This is a genomic window from Micromonospora violae (assembly GCF_004217135.1).
Classification (GTDB): domain Bacteria; phylum Actinomycetota; class Actinomycetes; order Mycobacteriales; family Micromonosporaceae; genus Micromonospora; species Micromonospora violae.
This window is the reverse complement of sequence record NZ_SHKK01000001.1, coordinates 839,166-864,178: the sequence shown is the minus strand read 5'-3', so window position 1 is coordinate 864,178 and position 25,013 is coordinate 839,166. Positions and strand designations below refer to the sequence as shown.

The 25,013-nt window shown below is 72.4% G+C and carries 26 protein-coding genes; 7 read left to right on the top strand and 19 right to left on the bottom strand.

The window, feature by feature from the left end; translation table 11 throughout:
- Positions 1-94 precede the first annotated feature (94 nt).
- The 6 genes from pdxT to pgsA form a co-directional block, all read right to left on the bottom strand.
- Positions 95-700: a pyridoxal 5'-phosphate synthase glutaminase subunit PdxT gene (gene pdxT / locus EV382_RS03845; RefSeq protein ID WP_130400264.1), complete on the bottom strand. Its 606-nt coding sequence runs from the start codon at positions 698-700 to the stop codon at positions 95-97.
- A gap of 47 nt (positions 701-747) precedes the next feature.
- On the bottom strand, positions 748-1,665 hold the full coding sequence (pdxS, locus tag EV382_RS03840; protein WP_124771630.1) for a pyridoxal 5'-phosphate synthase lyase subunit PdxS: 918 nt from the start codon (positions 1,663-1,665) through the stop codon (positions 748-750).
- A gap of 161 nt (positions 1,666-1,826) precedes the next feature.
- The gene (locus EV382_RS03835; RefSeq protein WP_130400263.1) at positions 1,827-2,330 is read right to left on the bottom strand and encodes a hypothetical protein; all 504 of its coding nucleotides are present in this window, start codon (positions 2,328-2,330) and stop codon (positions 1,827-1,829) included.
- 82 nt (positions 2,331-2,412) lie between these two features.
- Entirely contained in the window at positions 2,413-3,573 is a 1,161-nt protein-coding gene (locus EV382_RS03830) for a glycosyltransferase family 4 protein (protein WP_130400262.1), read from the bottom strand.
- A 16-nt stretch (positions 3,574-3,589) separates the two neighbouring features.
- A complete protein-coding gene (locus EV382_RS03825; protein WP_130408408.1) occupies positions 3,590-4,522 on the bottom strand; it encodes a phosphatidylinositol mannoside acyltransferase in 933 nt (310 codons plus the stop codon).
- A 31-nt stretch (positions 4,523-4,553) separates the two neighbouring features.
- Positions 4,554-5,183, bottom strand: a complete 630-nt coding sequence (pgsA, locus tag EV382_RS03820; RefSeq protein ID WP_130400261.1) for a phosphatidylinositol phosphate synthase — start codon at positions 5,181-5,183, stop codon at positions 4,554-4,556.
- 249 nt (positions 5,184-5,432) lie between these two features.
- Between pgsA and EV382_RS03815 the strand changes: the two genes are divergently transcribed.
- The gene (locus tag EV382_RS03815; RefSeq protein WP_130400260.1) at positions 5,433-7,589 is read left to right on the top strand and encodes an elongation factor G-like protein EF-G2; all 2,157 of its coding nucleotides are present in this window, start codon (positions 5,433-5,435) and stop codon (positions 7,587-7,589) included.
- Between the two features lie 201 nt (positions 7,590-7,790).
- Here the strand turns inward: EV382_RS03815 and EV382_RS03810 are convergent, their stop codons facing one another.
- Positions 7,791-8,849 (bottom strand): aldo/keto reductase, encoded by a 1,059-nt coding sequence (locus EV382_RS03810; protein WP_130400259.1) that lies wholly within the window; start codon positions 8,847-8,849, stop codon positions 7,791-7,793.
- Positions 8,850-8,947: 98 nt separating this feature from the next.
- Here EV382_RS03810 and EV382_RS03805 point away from each other — a divergent pair, with 98 nt between their 5' ends.
- Positions 8,948-9,430, top strand: coding sequence for a hypothetical protein (locus EV382_RS03805; RefSeq protein WP_244236527.1), 483 nt, complete (start codon positions 8,948-8,950; stop codon positions 9,428-9,430).
- 81 nt (positions 9,431-9,511) lie between these two features.
- Here EV382_RS03805 and EV382_RS03800 read toward each other — a convergent pair whose 3' ends face one another.
- Positions 9,512-10,024, bottom strand: a complete 513-nt coding sequence (locus EV382_RS03800) for an HIT family protein (protein WP_208758557.1) — start codon at positions 10,022-10,024, stop codon at positions 9,512-9,514.
- A gap of 164 nt (positions 10,025-10,188) precedes the next feature.
- Positions 10,189-12,195 (bottom strand): threonine--tRNA ligase, encoded by a 2,007-nt coding sequence (gene thrS, locus EV382_RS03795; RefSeq protein WP_130400256.1) that lies wholly within the window; start codon positions 12,193-12,195, stop codon positions 10,189-10,191.
- A gap of 189 nt (positions 12,196-12,384) precedes the next feature.
- Between thrS and EV382_RS33745 the strand changes: the two genes are divergently transcribed.
- On the top strand, positions 12,385-13,482 hold the full coding sequence (locus tag EV382_RS33745) for a DUF1775 domain-containing protein (protein ID WP_130400255.1): 1,098 nt from the start codon (positions 12,385-12,387) through the stop codon (positions 13,480-13,482).
- 322 nt (positions 13,483-13,804) lie between these two features.
- Here EV382_RS33745 and EV382_RS03785 read toward each other — a convergent pair whose 3' ends face one another.
- Positions 13,805-14,725, bottom strand: coding sequence for an ADP-ribosylglycohydrolase family protein (locus EV382_RS03785; protein ID WP_130400254.1), 921 nt, complete (start codon positions 14,723-14,725; stop codon positions 13,805-13,807).
- A 73-nt stretch (positions 14,726-14,798) separates the two neighbouring features.
- Between EV382_RS03785 and EV382_RS03780 the strand changes: the two genes are divergently transcribed.
- Together EV382_RS03780 and EV382_RS03775 are read left to right on the top strand one after the other, a co-directional pair.
- Positions 14,799-15,488 (top strand): response regulator transcription factor, encoded by a 690-nt coding sequence (locus tag EV382_RS03780; protein WP_130400253.1) that lies wholly within the window; start codon positions 14,799-14,801, stop codon positions 15,486-15,488.
- Between the two features lie 29 nt (positions 15,489-15,517).
- Complete coding sequence (locus EV382_RS03775; RefSeq protein ID WP_208758301.1) at positions 15,518-16,921, top strand: HAMP domain-containing sensor histidine kinase; 1,404 nt, start codon at positions 15,518-15,520, stop codon at positions 16,919-16,921.
- Positions 16,922-17,168: 247 nt separating this feature from the next.
- Here the strand turns inward: EV382_RS03775 and EV382_RS03770 are convergent, their stop codons facing one another.
- Together EV382_RS03770 and EV382_RS03765 are read right to left on the bottom strand one after the other, a co-directional pair.
- Complete coding sequence (locus EV382_RS03770) at positions 17,169-18,191, bottom strand: adenosine deaminase (protein ID WP_130400252.1); 1,023 nt, start codon at positions 18,189-18,191, stop codon at positions 17,169-17,171.
- Positions 18,188-18,982: a trans-aconitate 2-methyltransferase gene (locus tag EV382_RS03765; RefSeq protein ID WP_130400251.1), complete on the bottom strand. Its 795-nt coding sequence runs from the start codon at positions 18,980-18,982 to the stop codon at positions 18,188-18,190. Before EV382_RS03765 ends, EV382_RS03770 begins: the two co-directional genes overlap by 4 nt.
- 82 nt (positions 18,983-19,064) lie before the next feature.
- On the opposite strand from EV382_RS03765, the gene EV382_RS03760 reads away from it, so the two are divergent.
- Positions 19,065-20,048, top strand: coding sequence for an aldo/keto reductase (locus EV382_RS03760; protein ID WP_130400250.1), 984 nt, complete (start codon positions 19,065-19,067; stop codon positions 20,046-20,048).
- A gap of 88 nt (positions 20,049-20,136) precedes the next feature.
- Entirely contained in the window at positions 20,137-20,328 is a 192-nt protein-coding gene (locus EV382_RS03755; protein WP_030338231.1) for a hypothetical protein, read from the top strand.
- A gap of 134 nt (positions 20,329-20,462) precedes the next feature.
- On the opposite strand, the gene EV382_RS03750 is transcribed toward EV382_RS03755, so the two are convergent.
- From EV382_RS03750 to EV382_RS03720, 7 genes are all read right to left on the bottom strand, one after another.
- Entirely contained in the window at positions 20,463-20,666 is a 204-nt protein-coding gene (locus EV382_RS03750; RefSeq protein WP_030338233.1) for a cold-shock protein, read from the bottom strand.
- Between the two features lie 288 nt (positions 20,667-20,954).
- The gene (locus EV382_RS03745) at positions 20,955-21,227 is read right to left on the bottom strand and encodes a DUF4235 domain-containing protein (RefSeq protein ID WP_130400249.1); all 273 of its coding nucleotides are present in this window, start codon (positions 21,225-21,227) and stop codon (positions 20,955-20,957) included.
- Complete coding sequence (locus tag EV382_RS03740; protein WP_130400248.1) at positions 21,224-21,598, bottom strand: DUF3618 domain-containing protein; 375 nt, start codon at positions 21,596-21,598, stop codon at positions 21,224-21,226. Before EV382_RS03740 ends, EV382_RS03745 begins: the two co-directional genes overlap by 4 nt.
- The gene (locus tag EV382_RS03735; RefSeq protein ID WP_030338239.1) at positions 21,595-22,029 is read right to left on the bottom strand and encodes a phage holin family protein; all 435 of its coding nucleotides are present in this window, start codon (positions 22,027-22,029) and stop codon (positions 21,595-21,597) included. Before EV382_RS03735 ends, EV382_RS03740 begins: the two co-directional genes overlap by 4 nt.
- 395 nt (positions 22,030-22,424) lie before the next feature.
- Positions 22,425-23,615, bottom strand: coding sequence for a mechanosensitive ion channel family protein (locus EV382_RS03730; protein ID WP_130400247.1), 1,191 nt, complete (start codon positions 23,613-23,615; stop codon positions 22,425-22,427).
- An 86-nt stretch (positions 23,616-23,701) separates the two neighbouring features.
- Positions 23,702-24,523: a DUF1206 domain-containing protein gene (locus tag EV382_RS03725; RefSeq protein ID WP_130400246.1), complete on the bottom strand. Its 822-nt coding sequence runs from the start codon at positions 24,521-24,523 to the stop codon at positions 23,702-23,704.
- Positions 24,524-24,582: 59 nt separating this feature from the next.
- On the bottom strand, positions 24,583-24,948 hold the full coding sequence (locus EV382_RS03720; RefSeq protein WP_130400245.1) for a hypothetical protein: 366 nt from the start codon (positions 24,946-24,948) through the stop codon (positions 24,583-24,585).
- Between the last annotated feature and the right edge of the window lie 65 nt (positions 24,949-25,013).

Genomic DNA, 25,013 nt, shown 5'->3' with positions numbered 1-25,013 from the left:
GCGCCCAGACCACCCGAACCCACGGAGCAGGGCAGACGGGACATAAAACCCCGGCCACGGCGGGCCGCACGGACCCCGCCGTGGCCGTCGGCGTTCAGGAGGCGGCGCGGACCAGGTCCACGAAGTACGCGTGCACCCGCAGGTCACCGGTCAACTCCGGGTGGAACGACGTGGCCACCAGGTTGCCCTGTCGGACCGCCACGATCCGGTCGGCGGCCGGACCGCCGGTCACCACACCGATGACCTGGACCCCGGCACCGACCCGCTCGACCCAGGGCGCGCGGATGAACACCGCGTGGAACGGCTCGCCCGGGACCCCGGCGACCTGCACCGGCGCCTCGAACGAGTCGACCTGCCGGCCGAACGCGTTGCGCCGGACGGTCATGTCGATGCCGGAGAACCCCCGCTGATCGGGTCGGCCGTCGAGCACCTCGGTCGCCAGCATGATCATGCCGGCGCAGGAGCCGTAGACCGGCATGCCGTCGGCGATCCGCTTGTCGATCGGCTCGCGCATCTCGAAGATGTCGGCGAGCTTGCTGATCGTGGTGGACTCGCCGCCCGGGATGACCAGGCCGTCGACCGCGTCCAGCTCTCCCGGGCGGCGGACCGGGCGGGCGTCCGCGCCCGCCGCGGCCAGCGCCGCCACATGTTCGCGAACGTCGCCCTGGAGCGCGAGCACACCGATCACGGGTGCCGTCACGTGCACACCAATCCTCTCCGCGTCAGCATCGACCGTCGACGTGCTGCTCACCAACCGCGCTCGGCCAGGCGGTGCGGCTGCGGGATCTCGTCGACGTTGATGCCGACCATCGCCTCGCCGAGGCCCCGGGAGACCTTCGCCAGCACGTCCGGGTCGTCGTGGAAGGTGGTCGCCTTGACGATCGCGGCGGCCCGCTGAGCCGGGTTGCCCGCCTTGAAGATCCCGGAACCCACGAAGACACCCTCCGCGCCGAGCTGCATCATCATCGCCGCGTCGGCCGGCGTGGCGATCCCGCCCGCGGTGAACAGCACCACCGGCAGCTTGCCGCTCTCGGCGACCTCCTTGACCAGCTCGTACGGGGCCTGCAACTCCTTGGCCGCGACGTACAACTCGTCGGCCGGCAGCGAGGAGAGCCGACGGATCTCCTGGCGGATCTTGCGCATGTGGGTGGTGGCGTTGGAGACGTCACCGGTGCCCGCCTCGCCCTTGGAGCGGATCATGGCCGCGCCCTCGGTGATCCGGCGCAGCGCCTCGCCCAGGTTCGTCGCGCCGCAGACGAAGGGGACGGTGAACGCCCACTTGTCGATGTGGTTCGCGTAGTCGGCCGGGGTGAGCACCTCGGACTCGTCCACGTAGTCCACGCCGAGCGACTGGAGGATCTGCGCCTCCACGAAGTGGCCGATGCGGGCCTTGGCCATCACCGGGATGGAGACCGCCTCGATGATCCCGTCGATCATGTCGGGGTCGCTCATCCGGGACACCCCGCCCTGCGCGCGGATGTCGGCGGGCACCCGCTCCAGGGCCATCACCGCGACGGCGCCGGCATCCTCAGCGATCTTGGCTTGCTCGGCGTTGACGACATCCATGATCACGCCGCCCTTGAGCATCTCGGCCATGCCACGCTTCACGCGGGCAGTGCCGACGACGGGGGCGGTACCGGTGTTCGAGACGGTGTTTTCGGGCACGGGTCATCGCTCCTTGGACGTGCTGAGGGGGTTGCCGCGAAAATGCTACGCGGGGTGCAACGCCGTACCGACAGCCAATCAGACCCCCGGTGGCCTGCACTGTGGCAGTGGTCACCGGCCGCCCCGGGCCCGTTCCGGGAGCAGGCGGTAGCCGTCGAAGCTCAGGCGGCGGGGACGTCCGCCGGGACGGCCAGGGTCGGGTCGTCGATGTCGAAGTAGCGTGGCCACTCCCGGCCCCGCCCCATCCGTAACAGGCGCACCAGCGGCCGGCTGCGCGCCGAGCGGGCGTCGCGGACCAGGTCGGTGTGTACCTGCCGGGACAGCGCGAGCCGGCGACTCGCGGCGATGACCGCCGCGCAGTCCGGGTCGGTCGCGTCCAACTGGACGCCGCGCAGCTGCCGGGTGAGGTCGTTCTCCGCCGCCTCCCGCTCGTCCGGGCCGGCGTCCAGGGCGATCCGGGCCGCCGCGTACAGCTCGACGCCGAACCGCCGCTCGGCCAGGACCGCGGCCGCCGCCGCGCGGCGCAGCAGGTGGGCGTCGAGGGCCCGCGCCGCCAGCTCCGCGCGGCCCTGCAACCGCTCGACCCGGCCGGCGGTCCAGATGAGGTACGCCGCGATCAGCCCCACGACCACGCTCGCGGCCACCACCCACCACATGTGCGGCATCGTAGTGCTGCTCCGTTTCGTCCGATTGGGCGCGGCCGGACCGGTCCCGCCGGTCACCACCGCACCATCCGTCACACCCGGCTCAGCCCAGACCCACCCATTCCTGGTCGATGACCCGCCCGTCGGTTGCCTCGATCGCCGCTGCGTATACCTCCAGAACGCGGCGAGCAACCACCGGCCAGTCGAAATTCGCGACCACCTGATCGCCGCAGGCACTCAGCGTGGCCCGCCCGTCCGGGTCGTCCAGCAGATCGCTCAGCACGTCACGCAGCCCCACCGCGTCACCGGTGGGGAAGAGTCGACCGGCCCGCCCACCGTCGAGCACCCGCCGGAACGCGTCCAGGTCACTGGCGACCACCGTCGTACCCGCGGCGAGGGCCTCGGTGAGGATCATGCCGAACGACTCGCCACCGGTGTTCGGTGCGACGTAGAGGTGCACACTGCACAACATGCGTGCCTTGTCCGCTTCGCTGACCAGGCCGAGGAACGTGATCCGCTCATGCAGTTCGGCGGGGAACTGGTCGTACAGGTCGTCGGGGTCACCCGGGCCGGCGACGAGCAACCGCAGACCGGGTCGGGTGGGAGCCAACGCCACGAACGCGTCGCGCAGCACCGGGAAGCCCTTGCGCGCCTCGGTGAACCGGCCCAGGAAGCCGAGCGTGCCGCCGGTGCCGGCCGCGCACTCCCCCGGCCAGCCCGGCAACGGCTCGGCGTCGGCGAACTTGGCCACCGCCACCCCGTTGGGGATCTCCACCGCACCGCCGTCCATGTGCTCGACCTGCACCTTGCGGGCCAGCGCGCTGACCGCGATCCGGGCGGTGATCCGCTCCAACACGATCTGGAGCACACCCTGCGCGGCGGCGAGGACCCGCGACCGGGTCATCGCGGTGTGGAACGTGGCCACCACCGGGCCCCGGGCGGAGAGCACCGCCAGCAGCGACAGGCTCAGCGTGAGCGGCTCGTGCACGTGCAGCACGTCGAAGTCGCCGTTGGTGATCCACCGCCGCACCCGGGCGGTCGAGACCGGGCCGAACGCGATCCGGGCCACCGAACCGTTGTACGGCAGCGGAACGGCGCGACCGGCGGACACCACGTACTCCGGCAGCGGCGAATCCTCGTCGGCCGGCGCGAGCACGCTGACCTCGTGGCCCAGCGCGATCAGCGCCTCGGCGAGGTCCACCACGTGGTTCTGCACCCCACCGGGCACGTCGAAGGAGTACGGGCACACGATGCCGATCCGCATGCGTCAGCCCACCTCCTCAGGCCTGGCCGGGGGCCGACGAGGGCAGCGCCGCGCCCTCCCCCGCCTTTCCCTGGTCCAACCACATCCGCTGCAACATGTGCCAGTCTTCCGGATGCCGCGCGATACCCGCCGCCAGACGGTCGGCGATCAGCTGGGTCAGCGACCGGACCCGCTGGTCCAACGGCCCCACCTCGGGCCCCGGCACCGGCAGCGGACCGACCAGCGACGCGCAGGCGGCGTCCGCCTCGTACCACAGCGACGCCACGTAGAGCGGCGCGCCGGTGTGCAGCGCGAGCAACGCCGGCCCGGCGGGCATCCGGGTCTTCCCACCGAAGAAGTCCACCTCCACCCCTCGGGCGGAGAGGTCCCGATCGGCCAGCAGCGGCACCACCGCACCGGCACGGACCCGGTCCAGCAGCACGTCGAACGCCGGACGTGGCCCACCGTGGGTCGGCAGGATCTCCATCCCGAGGACCTCTCGGAAGGCCAGGAAACGCTTGTACACGCCCTCCGGCTTGAGCCGCTCCATCACCGTGGTGATCGGCCAACCGGTGGCCGCCACCCAGGCGCCCGCGGCGTCCCAGTTGCCGGCGTGCGGCAGCGCCACCACCGCGCCCCGGCCCGCGGCCACGTCCGCGGCCAGCAGCTCGGCACCGTCGAGCCGGAACCCGGACAGGATCTGCGACCGGCTCAGGGCCGGCAGCCGGAACGCCTCCATCCAGTAGCGGGCGTACGAGCGCAGGCCGCGCTTGACGAGATCGTCCAACTCGGCGTCGGGCAGCTCCGGGCCGACCACCCGGCGCAGGTTCGCGCGCAGTCGGGCCGTACCCCCGCCGCCGCGACGGTGGGCGCGGTCCGCGCCCGCCCGGAACGCAGCCGCCACCAACGGCCGGGGTAGCGCGCGGACCACCCGCCACCCGGCGATGTAGCCCAGCTCGGTGAGGTTCACGCGACTCGGCCGCCGGTCGCCGGCACGCCACTCACGCCTGACCATCCGGCTGAAGCTGCTGGGCCTGGCGGTAGACGTGGGTCATCCGCTGCCCCACCGTGAAGATCGACACGGCGGCGAGCAGCCAGAGCGCGATCTCCAGGGCCGGCTTCACGTTCAGGCCGGTGAGGATTCCGCCGACCCCGACGATGAGCAGCCGCTCGGTGCGCTCGGCGATGCCCACGTTGCAGGTCATTCCGAGCCCTTCGGCGCGGGCCTTCACGTAGGAGACCAGGCTGCCGGCGGCCAGGCAGACCAACGCGGCGGCCACGCCGGAGTGGTTGCCCTGGGTGGCCAGCCAGTACGCCACCGCGCCGAAGACGGCGCTGTCGGCGACCCGGTCCATGCTCGAGTCGAGGAACGCCCCGAACCTGGTGGAGCCGCCGCTCATCCGGGCCATCGTCCCGTCGAGCAGGTCGGTGAGCGCGAACAGGGTGACGATCAACGCGCCCGCGACCAGGTGGCCGCGGGCACCGAAGCCGAGCGCGCCGACGAGCACACCAACGGTGCCCGCGACGGTGACGGCATTGGGGGTGACGCCCGCGCGCAGGAGGGCACGGGCAATCGGCTCGACGACGCGGGTCATCCCCGCGCGGGCCGACACTTGGAAGATCTTCGCCATGGCGGTCCCCACGATAACGGTCCGCCCAGGTCCGGCGATACGGACGGTCCCGCCGACCCGCCCGGGGGAGGCTTGTGCCTACCCGGCAACGGGTGTGAGATCGAGCCGGGAGGTGAGCCAGCTCACCCGTCCGCCCGTCCCGTTCCCGCTGTGCAGCAGACCACCGGAGGATGACGCCGCGCACTCGCCCCGGGCCGCTACCCGTCGCGCGGCGGTCGCCACCACCACCGGCTGAGGGAGGTGCGCCCCATGGCGCAGAAGAGTCACGACAAGGGTTCCACCGGCGGCACGCCGGTGGTGACCGAGCCCGAGCAGGTTCGCAACGTGGTGCTCGTCGGGCACTCCGGGGCGGGCAAGACCACCCTGGTCGAGGCCCTGCTCGCGGCGACCGGCACGATCGGCCGCGCCGGCACCGTGGTCGACGGCACCACGGTCGGCGACCACGACCCCGCCGCCGTACGCCAGCAGCGCTCGGTCAGCCTGTCCTGCGCGCCGCTGCTCCACAACGGCATCAAGGTCAACCTGCTGGACACCCCCGGGTACGCCGACTTCGTCGGCGAGCTGCGCGCCGGGCTGCGCGCCGCCGACGCCGCCCTCTTCGTGGTCTCCGCCGCGGGCGGCATGGACGCGGCCACCGTCGCGCTGTGGGAGGAGTGCGCCGCCGTCGACATGCCCCGCGCGGTCGCGGTGGCCCGTCTGGACCAGCCCCGCGCCGACGTCGACGAGACGGTGGCGCTCTGCCAACGCCTCTTCGGCGACAACGTGATGCCGCTCTACCTGCCGATGCTCGGCGACGACGGGGTCTCCACCGAGGGTCTGCTCGGCCTGATCACCCGTCGCGTCTTCGACTACAGCGCCGGGCTCCCCGCCGACGTCCGCGACCCGGACCCGGAGCACCAGCCGGCCATCGACGAGTCCCGCAACGAGCTGATCGAGGGGATCATCGCCGAGAGCGAGGACGAGACCCTCATGGACCGCTACCTCGACGGCGAGGAGATCAGCACCGAGGTGCTCATCGACGACCTGGAGAAGGCCGTCGCCCGGGGCCACTTCTACCCGGTGGTGCCGGTCTGCGCCCAGACCGGCGTCGGGCTGGACGTGCTGCTGGAGGTACTGACCGCCGCGTTCCCGTCACCGCTGGAGCACGAGCTGCCGGCGGTGACCGGCGTGGACGGCTCACCGCGTCCGCCGCTGAGCTGCGACCCGAACGGACCGCTCGTCGCCGAGGTCGTCAAGACCACCGTCGACCGCCACGTCGGTCGGGTCTCACTGGTCCGGGTCTTCTCCGGCACGTTGCGCCCCGACCAGACCGTGCACGTCTCCGGTCACGGAATGGCCGACCGCGGGCACCCCGACCACGACGCCGACGAGCGGGTCGGGCACATCTACACCCCGCTGGGCGCCACCCTGCGGGAGGTGTCGCTCTGCGTGGCCGGCGACATCTGCGCGATCACCAAGTCGGGTAGCGCCGAGACCGGCGACACCATCTCGACCAGGGACGACCCGCTGCTGATCGCCCCCTGGGAGATGCCCGAGCCGCTGCTGCCGGTGGCGATCGTCGCCCGTAGCCGCGCCGACGAGGACGCATTGGCCCGCAACCTCGCCCGGCTGGTCGCCGGCGACCCCACGCTGCGGCTGGAGCGCAACCCGGAAACCCACCAGATGGTGCTCTGGTGCATGGGCGAGGCGCACGCGGACGTGGTGCTCGACCGGCTGCGCGCCGGCGGCGTCGAGCTGGACACCGAGCCGGTCAAGGTGTCGCTGCGCGAGACGCTGACCGTGCCCGCGAAGGGGCACGGCCGCCACGTCAAGCAGTCCGGCGGCCACGGCCAGTACGCGGTCTGCGACATCGAGGTCGAGCCGCTCCCCCGCGGCAGTGGCTTCGAGTTCGTCGACCGGGTCGTCGGTGGCGCGGTGCCGCACAACTACATCCCGTCGGTGGAGAAGGGCGTCCGCGCCCAACTCGAACGCGGCCTGGTCGCCGGCCACCCGGTGGTGGACCTGCGGGTGACCCTGGTCGACGGCAAGTCGCACAGCGTCGACTCCTCCGACGCGGCCTTCCAGACCGCAGGCGCGCTGGCGCTGCGCGACGCCGCCGAGCGTGGCCAGCCGGCCCTCCTGGAGCCCATCGACGAGGTCACCATCCGGATTCCGGACGGCTCGGTGGGCACCGTCCTGGGCGACCTGTCGGGCCGACGCGGCCGGGTGCTCGGCACCGAACCGGACCCGGACACCGAGGGCCGCACCCTCGTCCGGGCCGAAGTGCCCGCCACCGAACTCCTCCGGTACGCCGTCGAGCTGCGCTCCATGACGGCCGGCATCGGCACCTTCCGCCGCCACTTCGTCCGCCACGACCCGATGCCCGCTCACCTGGCCGACCAGGCCCGCAAGGAACAACTCCCCTGACCCGGCCCCCTGCCCCGCTCCACCCCCGCTCCGGTCAGTAAGCGCAGGACCAGGAAGAGCTGGAGCGGCCAGCGCGGGCCGATCATGGAGTTGTGGTGGGCGAAACATGACCTCATGCCCTTTTTGTGAGGCACCACAACTGCATGATCGACGGGCGAGGTCGGCGAGGCCGGGCGGGGCGGGATGGGGCGGGGCGGGTGGTTACGGGTGGACTGTGGGGTGGGCGGGGCGGGGCCAGTGGGGGCGGTCGGCGTCGCGTAGGGCGGCGGTGCGGACGGCGGCGAGCTGACGCTCCACCTCGACGAACTGGTCCGCTGGCAGCGGGCCCCGGCGCAGAGCGGCGGCGTTCTCCACGACCTGGGCGACCGTGCGGCAGCCCGGAATGGGGATGGTGCGACCGCTGCGCGCCCAGATCCAGCCCAACGCGCCCTGGGCGAGGGTGCGCCCGTCGGCGGTGAGCGCGGCCCGGACCGCGCTGACCCGGCGCAGCCACTCCGGTGCCGGTCGGCCGCCCCGGAACCACTCCAACCAGCCCGGCGCCAACCCGCGTACGTCATCGCGGGGCAGTGTCGACCCGGCCGAGTACTTGCCGGTGAGCAGCCCCATCCCGAGTGGACCCCGGTTGATGCTGGCCAGGTCGTACTTGTCGCAGACGGCGAGCAGTCCGGGGGCGTCGCGCAGCACCGACAGCGCGTGCTGCACGGCGGTGGCCCCGGCGGCGGCGTGCCCGAACGCGGCGGCCCGGTCGGGGCGGTCGGTGCTCCACCCGTACGCGCGGATCAGGCCCTCGGCCACCAGGTCCTCGCAGGTGCCGATCAGCGCCTGCGCCCTCGGCACCGGCAGGTCGGCCAGGTGCAGCTGATAGAGGTCGATCCAGTCGGTGCCCAGTCGGCGCAGCGAGGCGATCACGGCACTGCGCAGGTACGCGGGCGACGCGTCCTCTCCGGTGGCCTGTCGGCTCGCCTCGTCGAACGTGTAGCCCCACTTGGTGGCGATCACGGCCTCGTCGCGGCGACCGGCGAGCGCGCGGCCGAGCACCCGCTCACTGTGCCCGGCCCCGTACGTGTCGGCGGTGTCGAAGAGGGTGATGCCCTCGTCGAGCGCCCGGCGTACGGCGCGCACCGACTCGTCGTCGTCGACCGCGCCCCAGCCCAGCGGTTGGGTGCCCTCCGACCAGGGCCCGCCGATCGCCCAGCACCCCATGCCGAGGGCGCTGACCTCGATGCCGCTGCGCCCCAACATCCGTGTCGTGACTGCCATCGGCCGATCGTGCCACCTCGGGGAGGCCCCGGCGTAGCAGATCCACCGGCGGACCCGCGGATGTACGGCGACGGTCACTGTGCGGAATGATCACCGCTATGCGACGGCTCGGGGTGGACATCGGCGGAGTGATCATCGAACCGGCCGACGGGGACGCGGACACCTCCTTCTTCGGCGCGCACTACCTGCGTACCCCGATGGTCGACGGGGCGTTCGACGCGCTCGCGGCGCTCGGCCCGGCGTTCGATGAGGTGCACCTGGTGTCCAAGTGCGGGGAGCCCACCGAGCGGCGTACCCGGGAGTGGTTGGCCCACCATGACTTTCCGGCGCGCACCGGCATCCCCGTCGAGCGGGTGCACTTCTGCCGCACCCGGCCGGACAAGGCGCCGATCGCCCGTCGCCTCGGCCTGACCCACTTCGTGGACGACAAGTTGGAGGTGCTCGGCTACCTCGAATCGGTGCCGCAGCGCTTCCTGTTCCGGCCCCGCAGGGCCGAGGTCGCCGCACACGCCGCGCTGCTGCCGTACGTACACCGGGTGGAGAGCTGGCCTGAGCTGACCCCGCTGCTGCGCGCCGACTAGCCGGACCGGCGCGGACGCCGGGCGAGCGACCCGGCGCGCCCGGCGGTCAGAGCGGCCAGGAGATCAGGCACGGCGGAGAAGTCAGGACGGCCAGGCGCGGGCGAGCAGGTCGCGGGTGTCGCCGAGCAGCTGCGGCAGGACCTTGGTACGGCCGATCACCGGCATGAAGTTCGCGTCGCCACCCCAGCGCGGCACCACGTGCTGGTGCAGGTGCGCGGCGATGCCGGCGCCGGCCACCCCGCCCTGGTTCATGCCCAGGTTGAAGCCGTGGGCGTTGCTGACCTTACGGATCACCCGCATGGCGGTCTGGGTGTACGACGCCAGCTCGGTGGTCTCCGGCACGTCCAGGTCGGTGTAGTCGGCGACGTGCCGGTAGGGGCAGACCAGCAGGTGCCCCGGGTTGTACGGGTAGAGGTTGAGCACCGCGAAGACGTGTTCGCCACGGGCCACCACCAGACTCTCGTCCGGGGGGAGCTGCGGCCCCCGGCAGAACGGACAGCCGGTGGGCTTCTCGTAACCCTCGGCCGGACGGTCCTCGCCGGAGATGTAGGTCATCCGGTGCGGCGTCCAGAGCCGCTCCAGGCCGTCCGCCATGCCGCTGGTGTCCGTGTGCCGTTCCGCCCCTGTCACGAGCCGATCCTACGGAGCCCCGTGGGCACGCCGCGACACCCCGTCGCCGGGAAAGACCGCCGCCGCGCCGAACGGTGGCCGGTGACCCGCGGCGCGGCCTTCGGACGAAGACCGCGCCACGGTCCGCGTTACTCGGCGGCGGCGGACGGGCCGATGTTGGTCCGCGAGCTGACCACGTCCAGTACGTGGGTCACCGCCTCGGCGACCGGCACCCCGTTGCGCTGGGAGCCGTCCCGGTAGCGGAACGACACCGTGCCGGCGGCCACGTCGTCGTCACCGGCGATGACCATGAACGGGATCTTCTGCTGCTGTGCCGTCCGGATCTTCTTCTGCATCCGGTCGTCACCCGCGTCCACCTGGGCCCGGATGCCCTCGGCGCGCAGCGCGGCGACGAAGCCGTGCAGGTAGTCGGTGTGGTCCTCGCGGATCGGGATGCCCACCACCTGCACCGGTGCCAGCCAGGCCGGGAAGGCGCCCGCGTAGTGCTCGGTGAGCACCCCGAAGAACCGCTCGATCGACCCGAACAACGCACGGTGGATCATGACGGGCCGCTGCCGGCTGCCGTCGGCGGCCTGGTACTCCAACGCGAACCGCTCCGGCTGGTTGAAGTCGACCTGGATGGTGGACATCTGCCAGGTCCGGCCGATCGCGTCGCGGGCCTGCACGGAGATCTTCGGCCCGTAGAACGCCGCGCCGCCCGGGTCGGGCACCAGCTCCAGGCCGGAGGTCGCGGCGGCGGTCCGCAGCGCCTCGGTGGCCTCCGCCCAGTCCTCGTCGGCGCCGATGAACTTGGGCGAGTCGTCCCGGGTCGACAGCTCCAGGTAGAAGTCGTCCAGGCCGTAGTCGCGCAGCAGGTCGAGCACGAAGCTGAGCAGCGTGGACAACTCACCGGCCATCTGCTCACGGGTGCAGTAGATGTGCGAGTCGTCCTGGGTCAGGCCACGGACCCGGGTCAGGCCGTGCACGACGCCGGACTTCTCGTACCGGTAGACCGTGCCGAACTCGAACATCCGCAGCGGCAGCTCCCGGTACGACCGCCCGCGCGACCTGAAGATCAGGTTGTGCATCGGGCAGTTCATCGCCTTGAGGTAGTAGTCCGCGCCCTCCAGCTGCATGGGCGGGAACATGGTGTCCGCGTAGTACGGCAGGTGACCGGAGGTCTGGAACAGCTGCGCCTTGGTGATGTGCGGGGTGTTGACGAACTCGTACCCCGCCTCCTCGTGCCGCCGCCGCGAGTAGTGCTCCATCTCGCGGCGGATGATGCCCCCCTTGGGGTGGAAGACCGCCAGGCCGGAGCCGATCTCGTCGGGGAAGCTGAACAGGTCGAGGTCCGCGCCGAGCTTGCGGTGGTCGCGCCGGGCGGCCTCCTCCAACAGCTTCAGGTACGCCTTGAGCTCGTCGCGGGTCGGCCACGCGGTGCCGTACACCCGCTGGAGTTGGGGGTTCCTCTCCGACCCGCGCCAGTACGCGGCGGCAGAGCGCATCAGCTTGAACGCGCCGATCAGTCGGGTGGTCGGCAGGTGCGGGCCCCGGCACAGGTCCGACCAGCAGACCTTGTCCTCCTTGTCGAGGTTGTCGTAGATGGTCAGCTCGCCGCCGCCCACCTCCATCACCTCGTCGGTGTCCAGGCCCTCGCCCTTGACCTCGATCAACTCCAGCTTGAACGGCTCGTCGGCCAGCTCGGAGCGCGCCTCGTCCAGGCTGCCGAACCGGCGGCGACGGAACCGCTGCCCGGACTTGATGATCTCCTGCATGCGCTTCTCGAGCTTGCTGAGGTCATCGGGCTGGAACGGCTTGTCGACGTCGAAGTCGTAGTAGAAGCCGTTCTCGATGGGCGGGCCGATGCCCAGCTTGGCCTCGGGGAAGACGTCCTGCACGGCCTGGGCGAGAACGTGCGCGGTGGAGTGGCGCAGCACGTTGAGCCCGTCGGGCGAGTCCAGGCTGACCGGCTCGACGACGGTCTCCTCGGCCGGCGTCCAGTCCAGGTCGCGCAGCTGGCCCTGCGGGTCGCGGACCACGACGATCGCCTTGGGGCCGTTCGCGGGCAGTCCGGCCGCGGCCACCGCGTCGGCCGCCGTCGTCCCGGCGGCGACGACGACGGGGTCGGCCACGGCGGGGGTACGGGGTGCGGACACGGTGACTCCTCCAAGCGGTACGAAACGGTGCCGATCCTCGGCTCCTGCCGATGCTATCGGTCGCCCCGCCCCCGACCGGGAAGGGCACCTTCCTTAGCGACGCCGTTGAACCTTTCGCGCCGCCCAGCCGAACTAGAAGGTGTGGCCGGAAACCAGTGCCGGCCGCGTCGACACGGATGGGGGCACGAGATGGCGAGCACGTACGGCGGTGGCCGGCGGCGGCGGATCGTGGTGGCGACCGCGGTGACCGCCGCTGGGCTGCTGCTCTGGCCCGGCGCGGCGTACGCGGCGGACGTGACGACCACCCCGACCGAGGCCCGCCAGGGCGACGCGGTACGCCTGGAGTTCAGCGTGCCGGAGGAACGCGCCGGCACGAAGACCACCCAGATCGAGGTCCGGCTGCCGGCCGACACGCCCATCGCCGAGGTCTACCCCATGTCGGTGAACGGCTGGGCGCCCCGGATCAGCTCCCGCACCCTGGACCAGCCGGTGGCCGGTATCCACTCGTCCGGGGTGAGCACGGTGACCACCGCGGTGACCTGGGTCCGCGTCGGTGCGAGCGACCCCGGGCCGGCCCGGTTGGCGCTCTCCATGGGGCCGATGCCGCAGACCGACCGGCTCACCTTCGAGGTCGTACAGACCTACGCCGACGGCACGGTGGTCCGGTGGGCGGACGCCACCGGAGCGCACCGGGCCCCGGCGCTCACCCTGCTGCCGCCGGCCGCCGGCGGGGCTGGACCGGTCGGGCACGGCGGCCACGGCGCACCGGCGGGAGGCGCACCAGCGGGAGGCGCACCGGTGGGAGGCGCGCCGGTGGCTCCGGCGGGTTCGGACAGTGGCGGGGACGCCGCGCCGGCGGCCGGGGCGGGCGGTGCTGACGAGGGTTCCGGCAACGCCGACGGGATGCTGGCCGCCGGCCTGCTGGCCGGGCTGGGCGGTGGCGCGGCAATCGGCTGGCTGGTCAGCTGGTGGCGTCGACGCGACCCGGCCCAGGACGCGGCGCTCGCCGAGGTGACCGGCGCGCCGGCCGAGGCCGCGACGGCGGATGGGGCCGCGACGGCGGCCGGGCCGAGCGCTGAGGCCGCGACCCTGGCCGAGATCACCGGCCGCGCAGCCAAGAGGACAGAGCCGGCCGGCCCGACGCCCGCCTCCTTCACACCCGCCTCCTCCACACCCGCCGCCCCCGCGGCCCTCACGCCCGCCGCCACCACACCCGCCGACTCCGCGTCCTCCACACCCGCTGCCTCCGCGTCCTCCACGCCCGCTGCCTCCGCGGCCTCGCGGTGATCGATTCGGGTTTCGGTGATCGACTCGGGTTGTTTATCGGCTCGGGGTTGGTGATCCACTCGGGTTTCTGAAAACCGGGGCATCCCGAGCGCACGGACACCCCGATTTACAGAAAGCCGAGTTGATCTCAGCCCGACCAGCCGGACCAGGCCACGCCGGACCAGGCCACGCCGGGCCGGACCACGCCGGGAGGGGCCAGGCCACGCCGGATCAGGCCGCGCCGGGCCGGACCCGGCCACGCCGGACCCAGCCACGCGGGACCCGGCCACGCCGGACCGGGCCGGGACACGCGGCCGGCGCACGGCCGGCCCGGGCGGGGCGGTCAGGGCGCCCAGGTCGGCAGCGGCTCGCGAGCGGCCAGCCAGGGCTCGGGCACCCCGCCCGGGGTGCCGACGCCGGTGTGCGCGGCCACCACCGCTCCCGCGATGGCGGCCGTGGTGTCCACGTCCCCACCGGCCCGTACGCACGTCTCGATGGCCGCCGGATAGTCGTCGAGGTGGGTGGCGGCCACCCAGAGGGCGAAGCCGACGGTGTCCTGGGCGGTCACCCGGGAGCCGTTGCCGAGCGCCGCCACCACCCGGGGCAACGGCCGACCGAGCAGCCCAGCCGCCCGGTGTACGCCCCGGTGTACCTCGGTGCCCGGGTCGAGCGCGGCGGCGATCCCGGCGAGCAGCCGTTCCGGGGCGGGCCGGTGCCCGTCGAGGCGGGCTCGGGCGGCCAGCGCGGCGGCGACGGCCACCGCGACCGCTCCGGCGATCCCCTCCGGGTGCGCGTGCGTCACCTCGGCGGAGGCGCGGGCCTGCGCCGCGGCGCGCGCGGTCGAGTCGGCGAAGTACGCGCCCAGCGGGCCGACCCGCATCGCCGCGCCGTTGCCGCAGGAGCCCTGCCCGTCGAAGGCGGAGGCGGCGGCCAACGGCCACGGGGTGCCGGTGCGGATCAGCCCCAGGATCAGCATCGCGCCCGCGCCGTAGCCCCGGCGGGGAGCGCACCGCTCGGCGAAGGAGAGGGCCAGCCGGTCGGGGTCAATGCCGCCGGACTCGGCCAACTCGGCGAGGACCGAGCAGGCCATCTCGGTGTCGTCGGTCCACTCCCAGGGTGCTGGCGGCAGGGCGTCCGCGGCAAGATCCACCGGTGCCGGGTCGGGCAGGAAGTACCGCGCGCCGAGCGCGTCACCGGTGGAGAGACCGGCGAGGCTGTCCCGGGCGAGCGCCAGACGGGCGTCGACGAACAGGGTGAACGACATCGTCGTACCAGCTTGCCCGGTCGTCAGGCACGTCGCAACGCGATCAACTTGCCAGGCCAAGTACCGTCTTGTCGTGGCCTCCGTGCTCCTGGTCGAAGACGATCACGTCGTACGCGGCGCGATGCTGCGGTCCCTCACCGACCGGGGGCACGCCGTGCACGCCGTGGGTACGGCGTTGGACGCGTTGCGTCGGGTGGCCGCGGAGACACCCGACCTGGTGGTGCTCGATCTCGGCCTGCCTGATCTGGACGGCTCGGACGCGCTGCGGATGCTGCGCGGCATCACCGACGTTCCGATCATCATCGCCACCGCTCGCGACGACGAGCAGTCGGTGGTCAAGCTACTGCGCGCCGGTGCCGACGACTACATGGTCAAGCCGTTCACCGGGGCGCACCTGGACGCGCGGATCACCACCGTGCTGCGCCGGGCCGGCCGGGCCAGTCGGTCGGTGCAGCCCGCGGTGCACAGCGTCGGTGGGCTGCGGGTGGACGTGGGCGAGCGCAGCGCCCAGCTCGACGGGGTGCCGCTGGCGCTGACCCGCAAGGAATTCGACCTGTTGGCGTATCTCGCCGCACGACCTGGGCGGGTAGTGTCCCGCCGGGAGCTCTTGGAGGAGGTATGGCGGCAGCCATCGGTCGGCGAGGATCAGACCATCGACGTTCACCTGTACTGGCTCCGCAGAAAGATGGGCGAGTCCGCGGCGAAGCCGCGCTACCTGCGCACCGTGCGGGGGGTCGGGTTCCGGTTGGTGGCGCCGGACTGAGGACGGCGCTGGCCCTCCTCACGGCCGGCATGTGCAGTCTGGTGGCGCTCGCGTTCCTGATCCCGCTCGGGCTCAGCCTGCGGGAGCAGAGCCGCGACGAGGCGATCGCCGACGCGGCGCGGCGCAGCGCGCTGGTGACCGGCGCGTTGGCGGTGAGCACCGACCCGACGGTCGTCGAGCGGGCCGTGGTGGCCAGCGCCGAGGGTGCCCCCACCCGAGCCGTGGTGCACGGGTTGGGGTTGGACGAGTCCGCCGGTCGGGCCCGCGGCAGCGACCTGGACCGGGCCCGCGCCGAGCGCCAGTCGTTGGTCGTCGACGTCGACGGCGGGGTGGCCCGGCTCGACCCGGTCGTGCTCGGTGACCGCACGGCCGTGGTCGAGGTGTTCCTGCCGGCCTCGACGCTGGGCGAGGGCGCCGGCGGCACCTGGCTGCTGCTGTTCGCGGTCGGTGCGGCGCTGGTCGGCGCGGCGGTGCTGGTGGTCGACCGGGTCGCTGCCCGGGCGGTGGACTCGACCCGGGGTCTGGTCAAGGCCGCGCTCTCCATCGGCGACGGCGACCTCGGTGTCCGTGTGGAACCGACCGGTCCGCGTGAGCTGGCCGAGGCCGGGTACGCCTTCAACCGGATGGCGGACCGGCTGGACGCCGCCCGCACCGACGAGCGGGAGTTGGTGGCCGATCTGTCGCACCGGCTGCGTACCCCGTTGACGGTGCTGCGGTTGGACGCGGAGGCGTTGGAGTCCGACGACACCAGCGTGGGTTCGTTCAGCCAGGCGGAGCTGGACCGGCTCCGCGGGATCCGGCGGATCCGGCAGGCGATCGTCACCCTGGAGGGTGAGATCGACGTGCTGATCAAGACCACCCGCAAGGCGGTGGCGCACGAGGCCGGGCCGGCGATGTGCGACGTCAGCGAGGTGGTCCGGGACCGGATGGTGTTCTGGGCGGCCCTCGCTGGCGACCAGAACCGGCCGCACCGGGTCAACGGGGCGCAGCTGCGCATCCCGGCGCCGGTGCCGCGGGCCGAGTTGGCCGCCGCGCTGGACGCGGTGATCGGCAACGTCTTCCGCTACACCCCGCAGGGCACCGCGTTCGAGGTGGCGGTGTCCCGGCGCGACGGTTACGTGGCGATCCGGATCGATGACGCCGGCCCCGGCATCGCCAACCCGGACCGGGCGCTGCGCCGGGGTGCCAGTGATCAGGGCTCGACCGGGCTCGGCCTGGACATCGCCAAGCGGGTGGCGTTGCAGGCCAACGGCTCGGTGAGCATCGACCGCGCCCGCCTGGGCGGGGCCAGCGTGGTGATGCTGCTCGCCGACCCGGAGGCGACGCCCCGGCAGGTCAGCCGCTTCGGTCTGGTCGGTCGGATGGCCCGCGACGCCCGGGACACGAAGGCCAGCGGGCGTCGCTGGCCCCGGCAGCGCCCGACCGACGACTGACCCGGCCGAGCCCGGGGCTGTGCGGCGGCGCAAGTCTTCCTTAGATCGCGGTTAACGAGCACGGTGCAACGGCCGCGGGCTGACAGGATCAGAGCACGAACCCACCAGTTCCCCCGGCCGAGCGCACCCGCACCACGGCCGGTGGAGCCGCGCGCGCGGCGGGAGCCACAGGTCCCCCCACACCCCACGCTCCCGCCGCGCGCCCTGCTCGACCGACCAGCCCTCACCGGCCGACAGGCTGACCAGCTCAGCCGGCGGTGGCGAGGTACGTGTCGATCTCGGCGAGGATCCGCTGCTGGCCGGCGGGGTCGAGGAAGGACGAGGTCACCGCGTTGCGGGCCAGCCCGGCCAGACCCTCGGTGCCGACACCCAGCAGGCGGGCGGCCACCGCGTACTCGTCGTTGAGGGTGGTGCCGAACATCGGCGGGTCGTCGGAGTTGATGGTGACCAGCAACCCGGCCTCGACCAGCCGGGGCAGCGGGTGCTCGTCGAGGGTGGCCACCGCCCGGGTGCGGACGTTGGACGTCGGGCAGATCTCCATCCCGATCTGCCGCTCCGCCAGGTACGCGAGCAGCTGCGGGTCCTGCGCGGCGGAGATGCCGTGGCCGATCCGTTCGGCGCCCAGCTCGTTCAGCGCGTCCCAGACGGTCTGCGGCCCGGTGGTCTCCCCGGCGTGCGGCACCGAACGCAGACCGGCGGCGCGGGCCTGGTCGAAGTAGGGCCGGAACTGCGGTCGGGGTACGCCGATCTCCGGGCCGCCCAGGCCGAAACTGACCAGCCCGTCCGGGCGCTCGTCCAGCGCGATGCGCAGCGTCTCCTCGGCCGCCGGCAGGCCGGCCTCGCCGGGGATGTCGAAGCACCAGCGCAGCTCGATGCCGAAGTCGGCCAGGGCACGTTTGCGGGCGTCCTCAATGGCCTCGCAGAACGCCGGCGCGGGAATGCCCCGTCGGACGTGCGAGTAGGGGGTGATGGTCAGCTCCGCGTAGCGGACCTGTTGGCGGGCCAGCTCCCGGGCCACTTCGTGGGTGAGGATCCAGACGTCCTCCGGGTCGCGGATGAGGTCCACGACGCTCAGGTAGACCTCGATGAAGTGCGCGAAGTCGCGAAACTCGAAGTAGTTGGCGAGCGCGTCCGGGTCGGCCGGCACGGGGGTACGCCCCTCGTGGCGGGCGGCCAACTCGGCGACGATCCGGGGCGAGGCGGAGCCGACGTGGTGCACGTGCAGCTCCACCTTGGGCAGGCCGGCGATGAAGGTGGGCAGGTCGGTCACAGGTTCTCCTGAGCATGGTCGCCGGTGCGGGCGACGACGAAGACGCGGCGGAACGGGAAGTACACCTGACCTTGCCGCACCGGGTACGCCGTGGTGAGCCGTACCCCCAGCTCGGCCCGGAAGGCGGCCCAGCCGGCGGCGTCCAGCGCGGCCCGGACCGGACGCAGCGCGGTCCCCTCCATCCAGGCCAGCACCGGGTGCGCGGCGGCGGGTCGAGCCGGCAGCAGGTGCACGTAGGTAGTCTCCCAGGCGTCCACCGCGCAGCCGGCGGCGGTCAGCAGCGCCGCGTAGTCGGCCGGGTCGTCGACCGGGTCCGCGCGCAGCAGCGGGGCCAGGTCGGCCCGCCACGCCGGACGGTTGGCGACCTCCCGCAGGGCGCGATGTGAGTCGGCGGCGAAGTTGCCGGGGACCTGCATGGCGAGCCACGCGCCGGCGGGCAGCTCGGCGGCCCAGCGGCGCAGCAGCTCCTGATGGCCGGGCACCCACTGCAACGCCGCGTTGCTGACCACCACGTCCTCGTCGCCGGACGGACGCCAGTCGCGCAGGTCGCCGACCGCGAAGTCGACCGGCGCGCCGAGGGCCACCGCCCGCTCGATCATGTCGGGTGAGGAGTCGAGGCCGCGCACCCGGCTCGTCGGCCAGCGCTCGGCGAGGGTGGCGGTGAGCTGGCCGGGGCCGCAGCCGAGGTCGACCACGGTGCGGGGTTCTTCGGCCGGGATCCGGGCGACCAGGTCGTGGAACGGCCGGGACCGCTCGTCGCCGTAGCGCAGGTAGGTGGTGGGATCCCACATCATCGCCTCCCAAACCGTACGTCCGTCTTGTTAGCGTACGACTCGCCTGGCAGGCCGGCAACCCGATCACTAGGCTCAGGGCATGGAACAGCGCAGCTTCAACCGGCTCGGCCGGACCGTTGGCGCGGTCGGCCTGGGCGCCTGGCAACTCGGCGCCGACTGGGGCACCGTCAGCGAGGACGACGCGATGGCGGTGCTCGCCACCGCCGTGGACGCCGGCGTCACCTTCCTCGACACCGCCGACGTGTACGGCGACGGCCGCAGCGAGCAGCTGATCGGCCGTTTCCTGCGCACCCGACCCGACGCGGGGCTGACCGTCGCCACCAAGATGGGCCGCCGCGTCGAGCAGCGGCCGGAGGCGTACACCCTGGCCAACTTCCGGCAGTGGACCGACCGCTCCCGGGCCAACTTGGGAATGGACACCCTGGACCTGGTCCAGTTGCACTGCCCGCCCACCGAGGTCTTCGCCTCCGACGAGGTCTTCGACGGCCTGGACACCCTCGTCGCCGAGAAGGCGATCGCCGGGTACGGCGTCAGCGTCGAGACCTGCGACCAGGCCCTCACCGCGATCGCCCGACCGGGGGTGGCGAGCGTCCAGATCATCCTCAACGCGGTACGCCACAAGCCCCTGGAGCAGGTGCTGCCGGCCGCCGCGGCAGCCGGCGTCGGCATCATCGCCCGCGTGCCACTCGCCAGCGGGCTGCTCTCCGGCCGCTACGACGAGCACACCCAGTTCCCCGCCGACGACCACCGCAACTACAACCGGCACGGCGCGGCCTTCGACGTCGGCGAGACGTTCTCCGGCGTCGACTTCGATCGAGGTCTGGCCGCCGTACACCGACTGGCCCCGCTGGTCGACGCGGACCGCACGATGGCGCAGTTCGCGCTGCGCTGGGTGCTGGACCAACCGGGCGTCACCGTGGTCATCCCCGGCGCCCGCGACGCCGACCAGGCCCGACGCAACGCCGCCGCGGCCGCCCTGTCCCCGCTCACCGACGAGCAGTTGGCAGCCGTACGCGAAATTTACGACGAGCTGATCCGCCCGCAGGTGCACGACCGGTGGTGACCCGCGCACCCGGGGTGCCCGCGTCGCGCCGCCCGGCCGGTGATGCTGGACGGCCGCGCGCCGCCCCGGGCGGCGGAGAGGGGACGCGATGAGGGGCTGGCTTCCGCTCACCCTCGGCCTGCTGGCTGTGGTGATCGGCGCGGTGTGGACGGTCCAGGGCCTCGGCTACGTCGATGGCAGCGTGATGACCGACCAGAAGATCTGGGCGGTTGTCGGTCCGCTCGTGGCGTTGGCCGGGCTGGTGGTGCTCTGGCTCGGTCTGCGCTCGCGTCGACGCTGAGCGGCTGCTTGACCGCGCAATCCGAACGGCAGTCCGCGTACGCGTAAAGCCCCGCATCCCGGTTGGGATGCGGGGCTTTACAGCGACCCTTGGGCCGGATCGTCCCAATGACCGGCGGGGGCCGGCCGTCTTACTCAGATGGGACGGACCTGCTCGGCCTGCGGGCCCTTCTGACCCTGAGCGATCTCGAACTCCACCCGCTGGTTCTCCTCCAGCGAGCGGTAGCCGCTGGTCTGGATGGCCGAGAAGTGGACGAACACGTCAGCACCCCCACCATCGACGGTGATGAAGCCGAAGCCCTTGTCAGCGTTGAACCACTTCACGGTTCCCTGAGCCATGTGTATCTCCCTCTAAAAACTGGCGGCCGTGCACGCCGTCCGGCCGATTGGCCGTTTTTGAGCAGCGGTGCCTGAGGCGGCCCCACGAAGGAGACTTCTCTCAACCCACGCCATCTCGCAACAGCGGGGACCAGCAAATCACGTACGCAAAAAGTCTGTCACGACCTCTCCGACGAATTTCTCCGACATGTGACCTGACGGATGCCTCAGGCGCGCTGGGCGGCGTCCGATGCCATGCGAAAGCCCTCTTCCCATCGATGCGGGAAGAGGGCTGACATCGCTGCCTGGTCAGTCCGGCCAACTGCCGGTCATCCGGCGTACGCCGACCGCGCCGCCCCGGTCCACAGCGGCCCGGACGACCGCGAAGATGGCGCCCTGCAACGCCGCGGCGGCCAGGATCTCGCCCCAGCCGCGATCCTCGTCGGTCGCGTTGGGCGCCTCACCGTCGCCGGCGGTGACCTTCCAGACCTGCCGGAAGATCGCCCCGGCGACCGTGCCCGCGGCGATACCCAACAACACGCCGACCGGCCGGTACGCGACCCTGCCGATGCTCTTGCTCACCTACGCCTCCCCCGCACGATCATCAGCACCACCACGGTGGCCACCGCACCGGCCGCGATGGCCGCCCACGGCACCGGATTGCGGCGCACCAACTCACTCTTGTCGTACGCCTGTGCGCGAACCAACTCGCCCTTCTCGTACGCCTGCGCCCGCGCCATCCCGGCGCCGCGCGCGGCCTGGCCGCGGACCCGGGCCACGGCGTTCGCCGCCTGCTCCCGCATCCGTTCCCTGGCCTGGTCGGCGGACTCCCGCAGACGCGCCTTGACGTCGGCCTTGGCGGCCAACGCCTCCATCGTCTCGCCCAGCTCGACCCGGGTGCGGCGGATCTCCTCGCGGAGGGCCTCCGTGTCGCCGGTCCCGTTACCGGTCATTGCCGCCCCCTGTCCTTCACCGCGGCGGTGACGGTGTCCATGTCTGCCCGGAGGCTGCGGACCGTGGCCGCGGGCACCGGCGGGACGGCACGGCTGACCTGCTTCTTGCCCACCAGGGCGAGGATGCCGGCCACCAGGAAACAGGCCACCGCCACGATCAGCGCCGCGGCCCAGGCGGGCAGCACCAGGTCGAGCAGCAGGATGGCCGTGGCGACCAGCGCGCCGAGGCCGAAGAACGCGAGCGCGCCACCGCCGCCGAACAGGCCGATCCCGATGCCGGCGTGCTTACCCTTCTGGGTCAACTCCGCTCGGGCCAGCGTCAGTTCGTCCCGCACGAGGCGGGAGATCTGCTCGGTGGCCCGTTGCACCAGCTCGGCGGTGGAGGGCTCGCTCCCGTTCTGGGATGTGCGGGCTTTCGCCACGTCAGCCATGCTGTCCTCCTCTCGTTATCACCGCGCTGTATGCCCGAAGTCGCCGCTGGTCAATCCTAAAGCGCGCCAAGCAGCTCACCGTCGGTGTTGTCCGGACGCCGCGCCGCCGATCCGCGGCCAGTCGCCGCGATCACGCCAGAGACGTCCGGCAGCACATCCCCCACCCACCCCCAACCAAACCTCCCAGAACCGACCGCCCCCAACCCCCAACCCCCCCCGGCCCGTCCCCACCCCACCCCACCCCACCCCGGCCCCCCGCAGCGGCGATCATGAGGTTGGCGGGGACAAAGCAGGCGTACTCACCCGTCAAGTCCATGATCGTCGGGGTTGGCCGCGCACGATCGCGCTCGATCCTGGCTGTCGTGGCCTGGACGGCGGTGGAGGCCACTACAGGGCTATTGGGGGCGGGATTCGTCGGGGCCCACGAAGGCTTCGCTGCGGGCGTCGCCGTCGTCGCTGCCGCCGAAGACGCGGGCGTCGTCGGGCGCCTCGGTGTCGGACCGGCGGCGGGCTGGCCGCCTCGGCTGCACCCACTGCCAGGACAGGTTGCTGGTCGAGTCACCCAGCTCGGTGCGCAGCCGGGGCATCGCGGTCGGACGGTTGTCCCGGATCCAGCCGACCAGGTGCTCGCGGACGAGGCAGCGCAGGTCCCAGAGGCTGCCCGCGTCGGCGGCGCTGACCAACGCGCGCAACCGCACCATCGCGCCGGTGGCGTCGGTGACCTGGAGGACGCAGACCCGCCCGTCCCACAACTCGGTGCCCTCGACCAGGCGGCGCAGCTCCTCGCGCATGGTCTGCACCGGGACCGCCCAGTCCACGTCGAACTCGGCGGTGCCGAGCACCGCCGCCTCGGTCCGGGTCCAGTTCTGGAAGGGCTTACTGGTGAAGTACGAGGTGGGCAGGATCAACCGGCGGTCGTCCCAGATCTGCACCACGACGTAGCTGAGGGTCAGCTCCTCGACGCGACCCCACTCCCCCTCCACAACGACCACGTCGTCGAGTCGGACGGCGTCGCTGAAGGCGAGTTGCAGGCCGGCGAAGACGTTGCCGAGCAGGCTCTGCGCGGCGAGCGCGGCCACCACACCGACCACCCCGGCCGAGGTCAGCACACCGGCGCCGATGCCCCGCACGCTGGGGAACGTCATCAGCATCACGCCGACGGTCAGGATGGCGATCACCGCGATGGTCAGTCGGCGCAGCATCACCACCTGGGTGCGCACCCGGCGGGCGTGCCGGTTGTCCGGTACGTCGACCCGGAAGCGGGCCAACGCGGTGTCCTCCACGACGACCAGCAGACCGGCGACCAACCAGGCGGTGGTGGCGATGACGCCGAGGACGAGCAGGTGCAGCAGCAGCCGTCGCCAGCTCTCGCCGACCGCGTACCCGGTGCTGAACCGGACGGCGAACTGCACCGCCAGCACCGTTGCGGCGACCTGGAACGGGCGGTGCGCGTGGTCGGTCAGCTCGGTCAACAGCAGTGACCGACGGCCGAACCGCCGGGTCACCCGGTGGACGACCTCGACCAGGAAGAGAGCGGCCGTCGCCGCGACGAGCGCGGCGACGGCCGTTTCGAGATAGTTCTGCACGGTTTCGGTGCTCCCCTTTCGACCAGGCGTCGGGCACTGGGGGCAGAAGCCCGACAGTGCCCGACATCCGCGGTGTCGACCCCAGCTCAGACCTTGCGGTACCGGGACTGGAGGAAGCAGTAGATGCCGAAGGCGGCGATGCCCAGGGCGACCAGGGTCAGTAGGAAGGTGCCGTACGACTGCTCCCGCAGGGTGTGCAGCGCGGCGTCCAGACCACGGGCCTTCTCCGGGTCGTAGTTCACCGCTGCCACGATGACCAGCAGACCGGAGATGCCGTACGCGACGCCCTTGGCGACGTACCCGGCGATGCCCAGCCGGCGGGCGAGCTGGCGGGTCTTCGGGCTCATCTCGCCGGTCTTCAGGTGCTTCTCGAACTTCTTGCGCGCACCGTAGATCACCAGGCCGACGCCGATCGCGGCGAGCACCAGCCCGGCCAGCCCGACCAGCCAGCGGCCACCGCTGGAGGTCATCAGCTTGCCGGTCAACGCCTCCTGCTGGTCGGCGCTGTTCGACCCGGCGTCGGAGAAGACCTTGAAGGCGGTCCAGGCGAAGTAGAGGTAGACGATGGTCCGGCCGACCGAGGCGAGCCGTTCCATGACCCGCTCCTTGCCGCGCTCGGCGCGGTGCCCGCCGGCCGCCTCCAGCGCCTGCCAGATCGCCATCGCGAGCAGGCCGACCGCGACGGCGATGACCAGGAACTTGCCGAGGGGCTGTGCGGAGAGGGTACGCAGCGCGCCGGACTGGTCGCCGTCGTCGGACGACGTGCCGAACGCGATCTGCAACGCCAACCAGGCGAAGAGGAGGTGGACGATGCCGTAGCCGATGAAGCCGGCCCGGGCGAGGAGTTCCAGCCACCGGTTGTCCGCCGTGCGGGAGGCGGTGGCTTCGGCGCTACGGGTGAGTGACATGGCGTCACAATCACCGATTCGGAAGATTCCCAAACGTCGGCCACCGCCGCCCGCCCGGATCAGCTACCCGGGTTGCGCGACACGCGAATCTTGATCTGCTGGTCGGTCACGCTGTCCAGGGTGACCGCGAAGCCTCCGGCCTCGGCGGCCTGCTGGCCCATGGTGAGGGTGAGCTGCTCACCGGCGACCTCGACGGTCACCTGGTCATTCTCGGCGCCGACCAGCTTGGCCTCGACGCCGAACAGACTGGCGCTCGCCTCGACACCCCGGTCGAAGGTGACCGTGCAGGCGTCCAGCCCGCAGTCGGTGGAGGCGCCCTCGGAGCTGCACCCGGCGAGCACGGCGAGGCCGAGCGCCAGAGCGGCGGCGAGGCCGGCGGCGCGACGGACGGAAGGAATGGGCATGGTGGCGGGTCGGTTCGTCACCTCGCCAAGGGTACGAGACGCCCGCGACAGCACCGACGAGGCGACGGCGAGCGTGGAAGCCGCCC

Bases quoted from the DNA above. Each gene is read 5' to 3' on its own strand.
- EV382_RS03835 (WP_130400263.1), bottom strand. From the start codon at position 2,330: ATGCCGCACATGTGGTGGGTGGTGGCCGCGAGCGTGGTCGTGGGGCTG.
- EV382_RS03830 (WP_130400262.1), bottom strand. From the start codon at position 3,573: ATGCGGATCGGCATCGTGTGCCCGTACTCCTTCGACGTGCCCGGTGGG.
- pgsA (WP_130400261.1), bottom strand. From the start codon at position 5,183: ATGGCGAAGATCTTCCAAGTGTCGGCCCGCGCGGGGATGACCCGCGTC.
- EV382_RS03815 (WP_130400260.1), top strand. From the start codon at position 5,433: ATGGCGCAGAAGAGTCACGACAAGGGTTCCACCGGCGGCACGCCGGTG.
- EV382_RS03810 (WP_130400259.1), bottom strand. From the start codon at position 8,849: ATGGCAGTCACGACACGGATGTTGGGGCGCAGCGGCATCGAGGTCAGC.
- EV382_RS03805 (WP_244236527.1), top strand. From the start codon at position 8,948: ATGCGACGGCTCGGGGTGGACATCGGCGGAGTGATCATCGAACCGGCC.
- EV382_RS03800 (WP_208758557.1), bottom strand. From the start codon at position 10,024: ATGGCGGACGGCCTGGAGCGGCTCTGGACGCCGCACCGGATGACCTAC.
- EV382_RS33745 (WP_130400255.1), top strand. From the start codon at position 12,385: ATGGCGAGCACGTACGGCGGTGGCCGGCGGCGGCGGATCGTGGTGGCG.
- EV382_RS03785 (WP_130400254.1), bottom strand. From the start codon at position 14,725: ATGTCGTTCACCCTGTTCGTCGACGCCCGTCTGGCGCTCGCCCGGGAC.
- EV382_RS03775 (WP_208758301.1), top strand. From the start codon at position 15,518: ATGTGCAGTCTGGTGGCGCTCGCGTTCCTGATCCCGCTCGGGCTCAGC.
- EV382_RS03765 (WP_130400251.1), bottom strand. From the start codon at position 18,982: ATGTGGGATCCCACCACCTACCTGCGCTACGGCGACGAGCGGTCCCGG.
- EV382_RS03760 (WP_130400250.1), top strand. From the start codon at position 19,065: ATGGAACAGCGCAGCTTCAACCGGCTCGGCCGGACCGTTGGCGCGGTC.
- EV382_RS03755 (WP_030338231.1), top strand. From the start codon at position 20,137: ATGAGGGGCTGGCTTCCGCTCACCCTCGGCCTGCTGGCTGTGGTGATC.
- EV382_RS03750 (WP_030338233.1), bottom strand. From the start codon at position 20,666: ATGGCTCAGGGAACCGTGAAGTGGTTCAACGCTGACAAGGGCTTCGGC.
- EV382_RS03740 (WP_130400248.1), bottom strand. From the start codon at position 21,598: ATGACCGGTAACGGGACCGGCGACACGGAGGCCCTCCGCGAGGAGATC.
- EV382_RS03735 (WP_030338239.1), bottom strand. From the start codon at position 22,029: ATGGCTGACGTGGCGAAAGCCCGCACATCCCAGAACGGGAGCGAGCCC.
- EV382_RS03725 (WP_130400246.1), bottom strand. From the start codon at position 24,523: ATGTCACTCACCCGTAGCGCCGAAGCCACCGCCTCCCGCACGGCGGAC.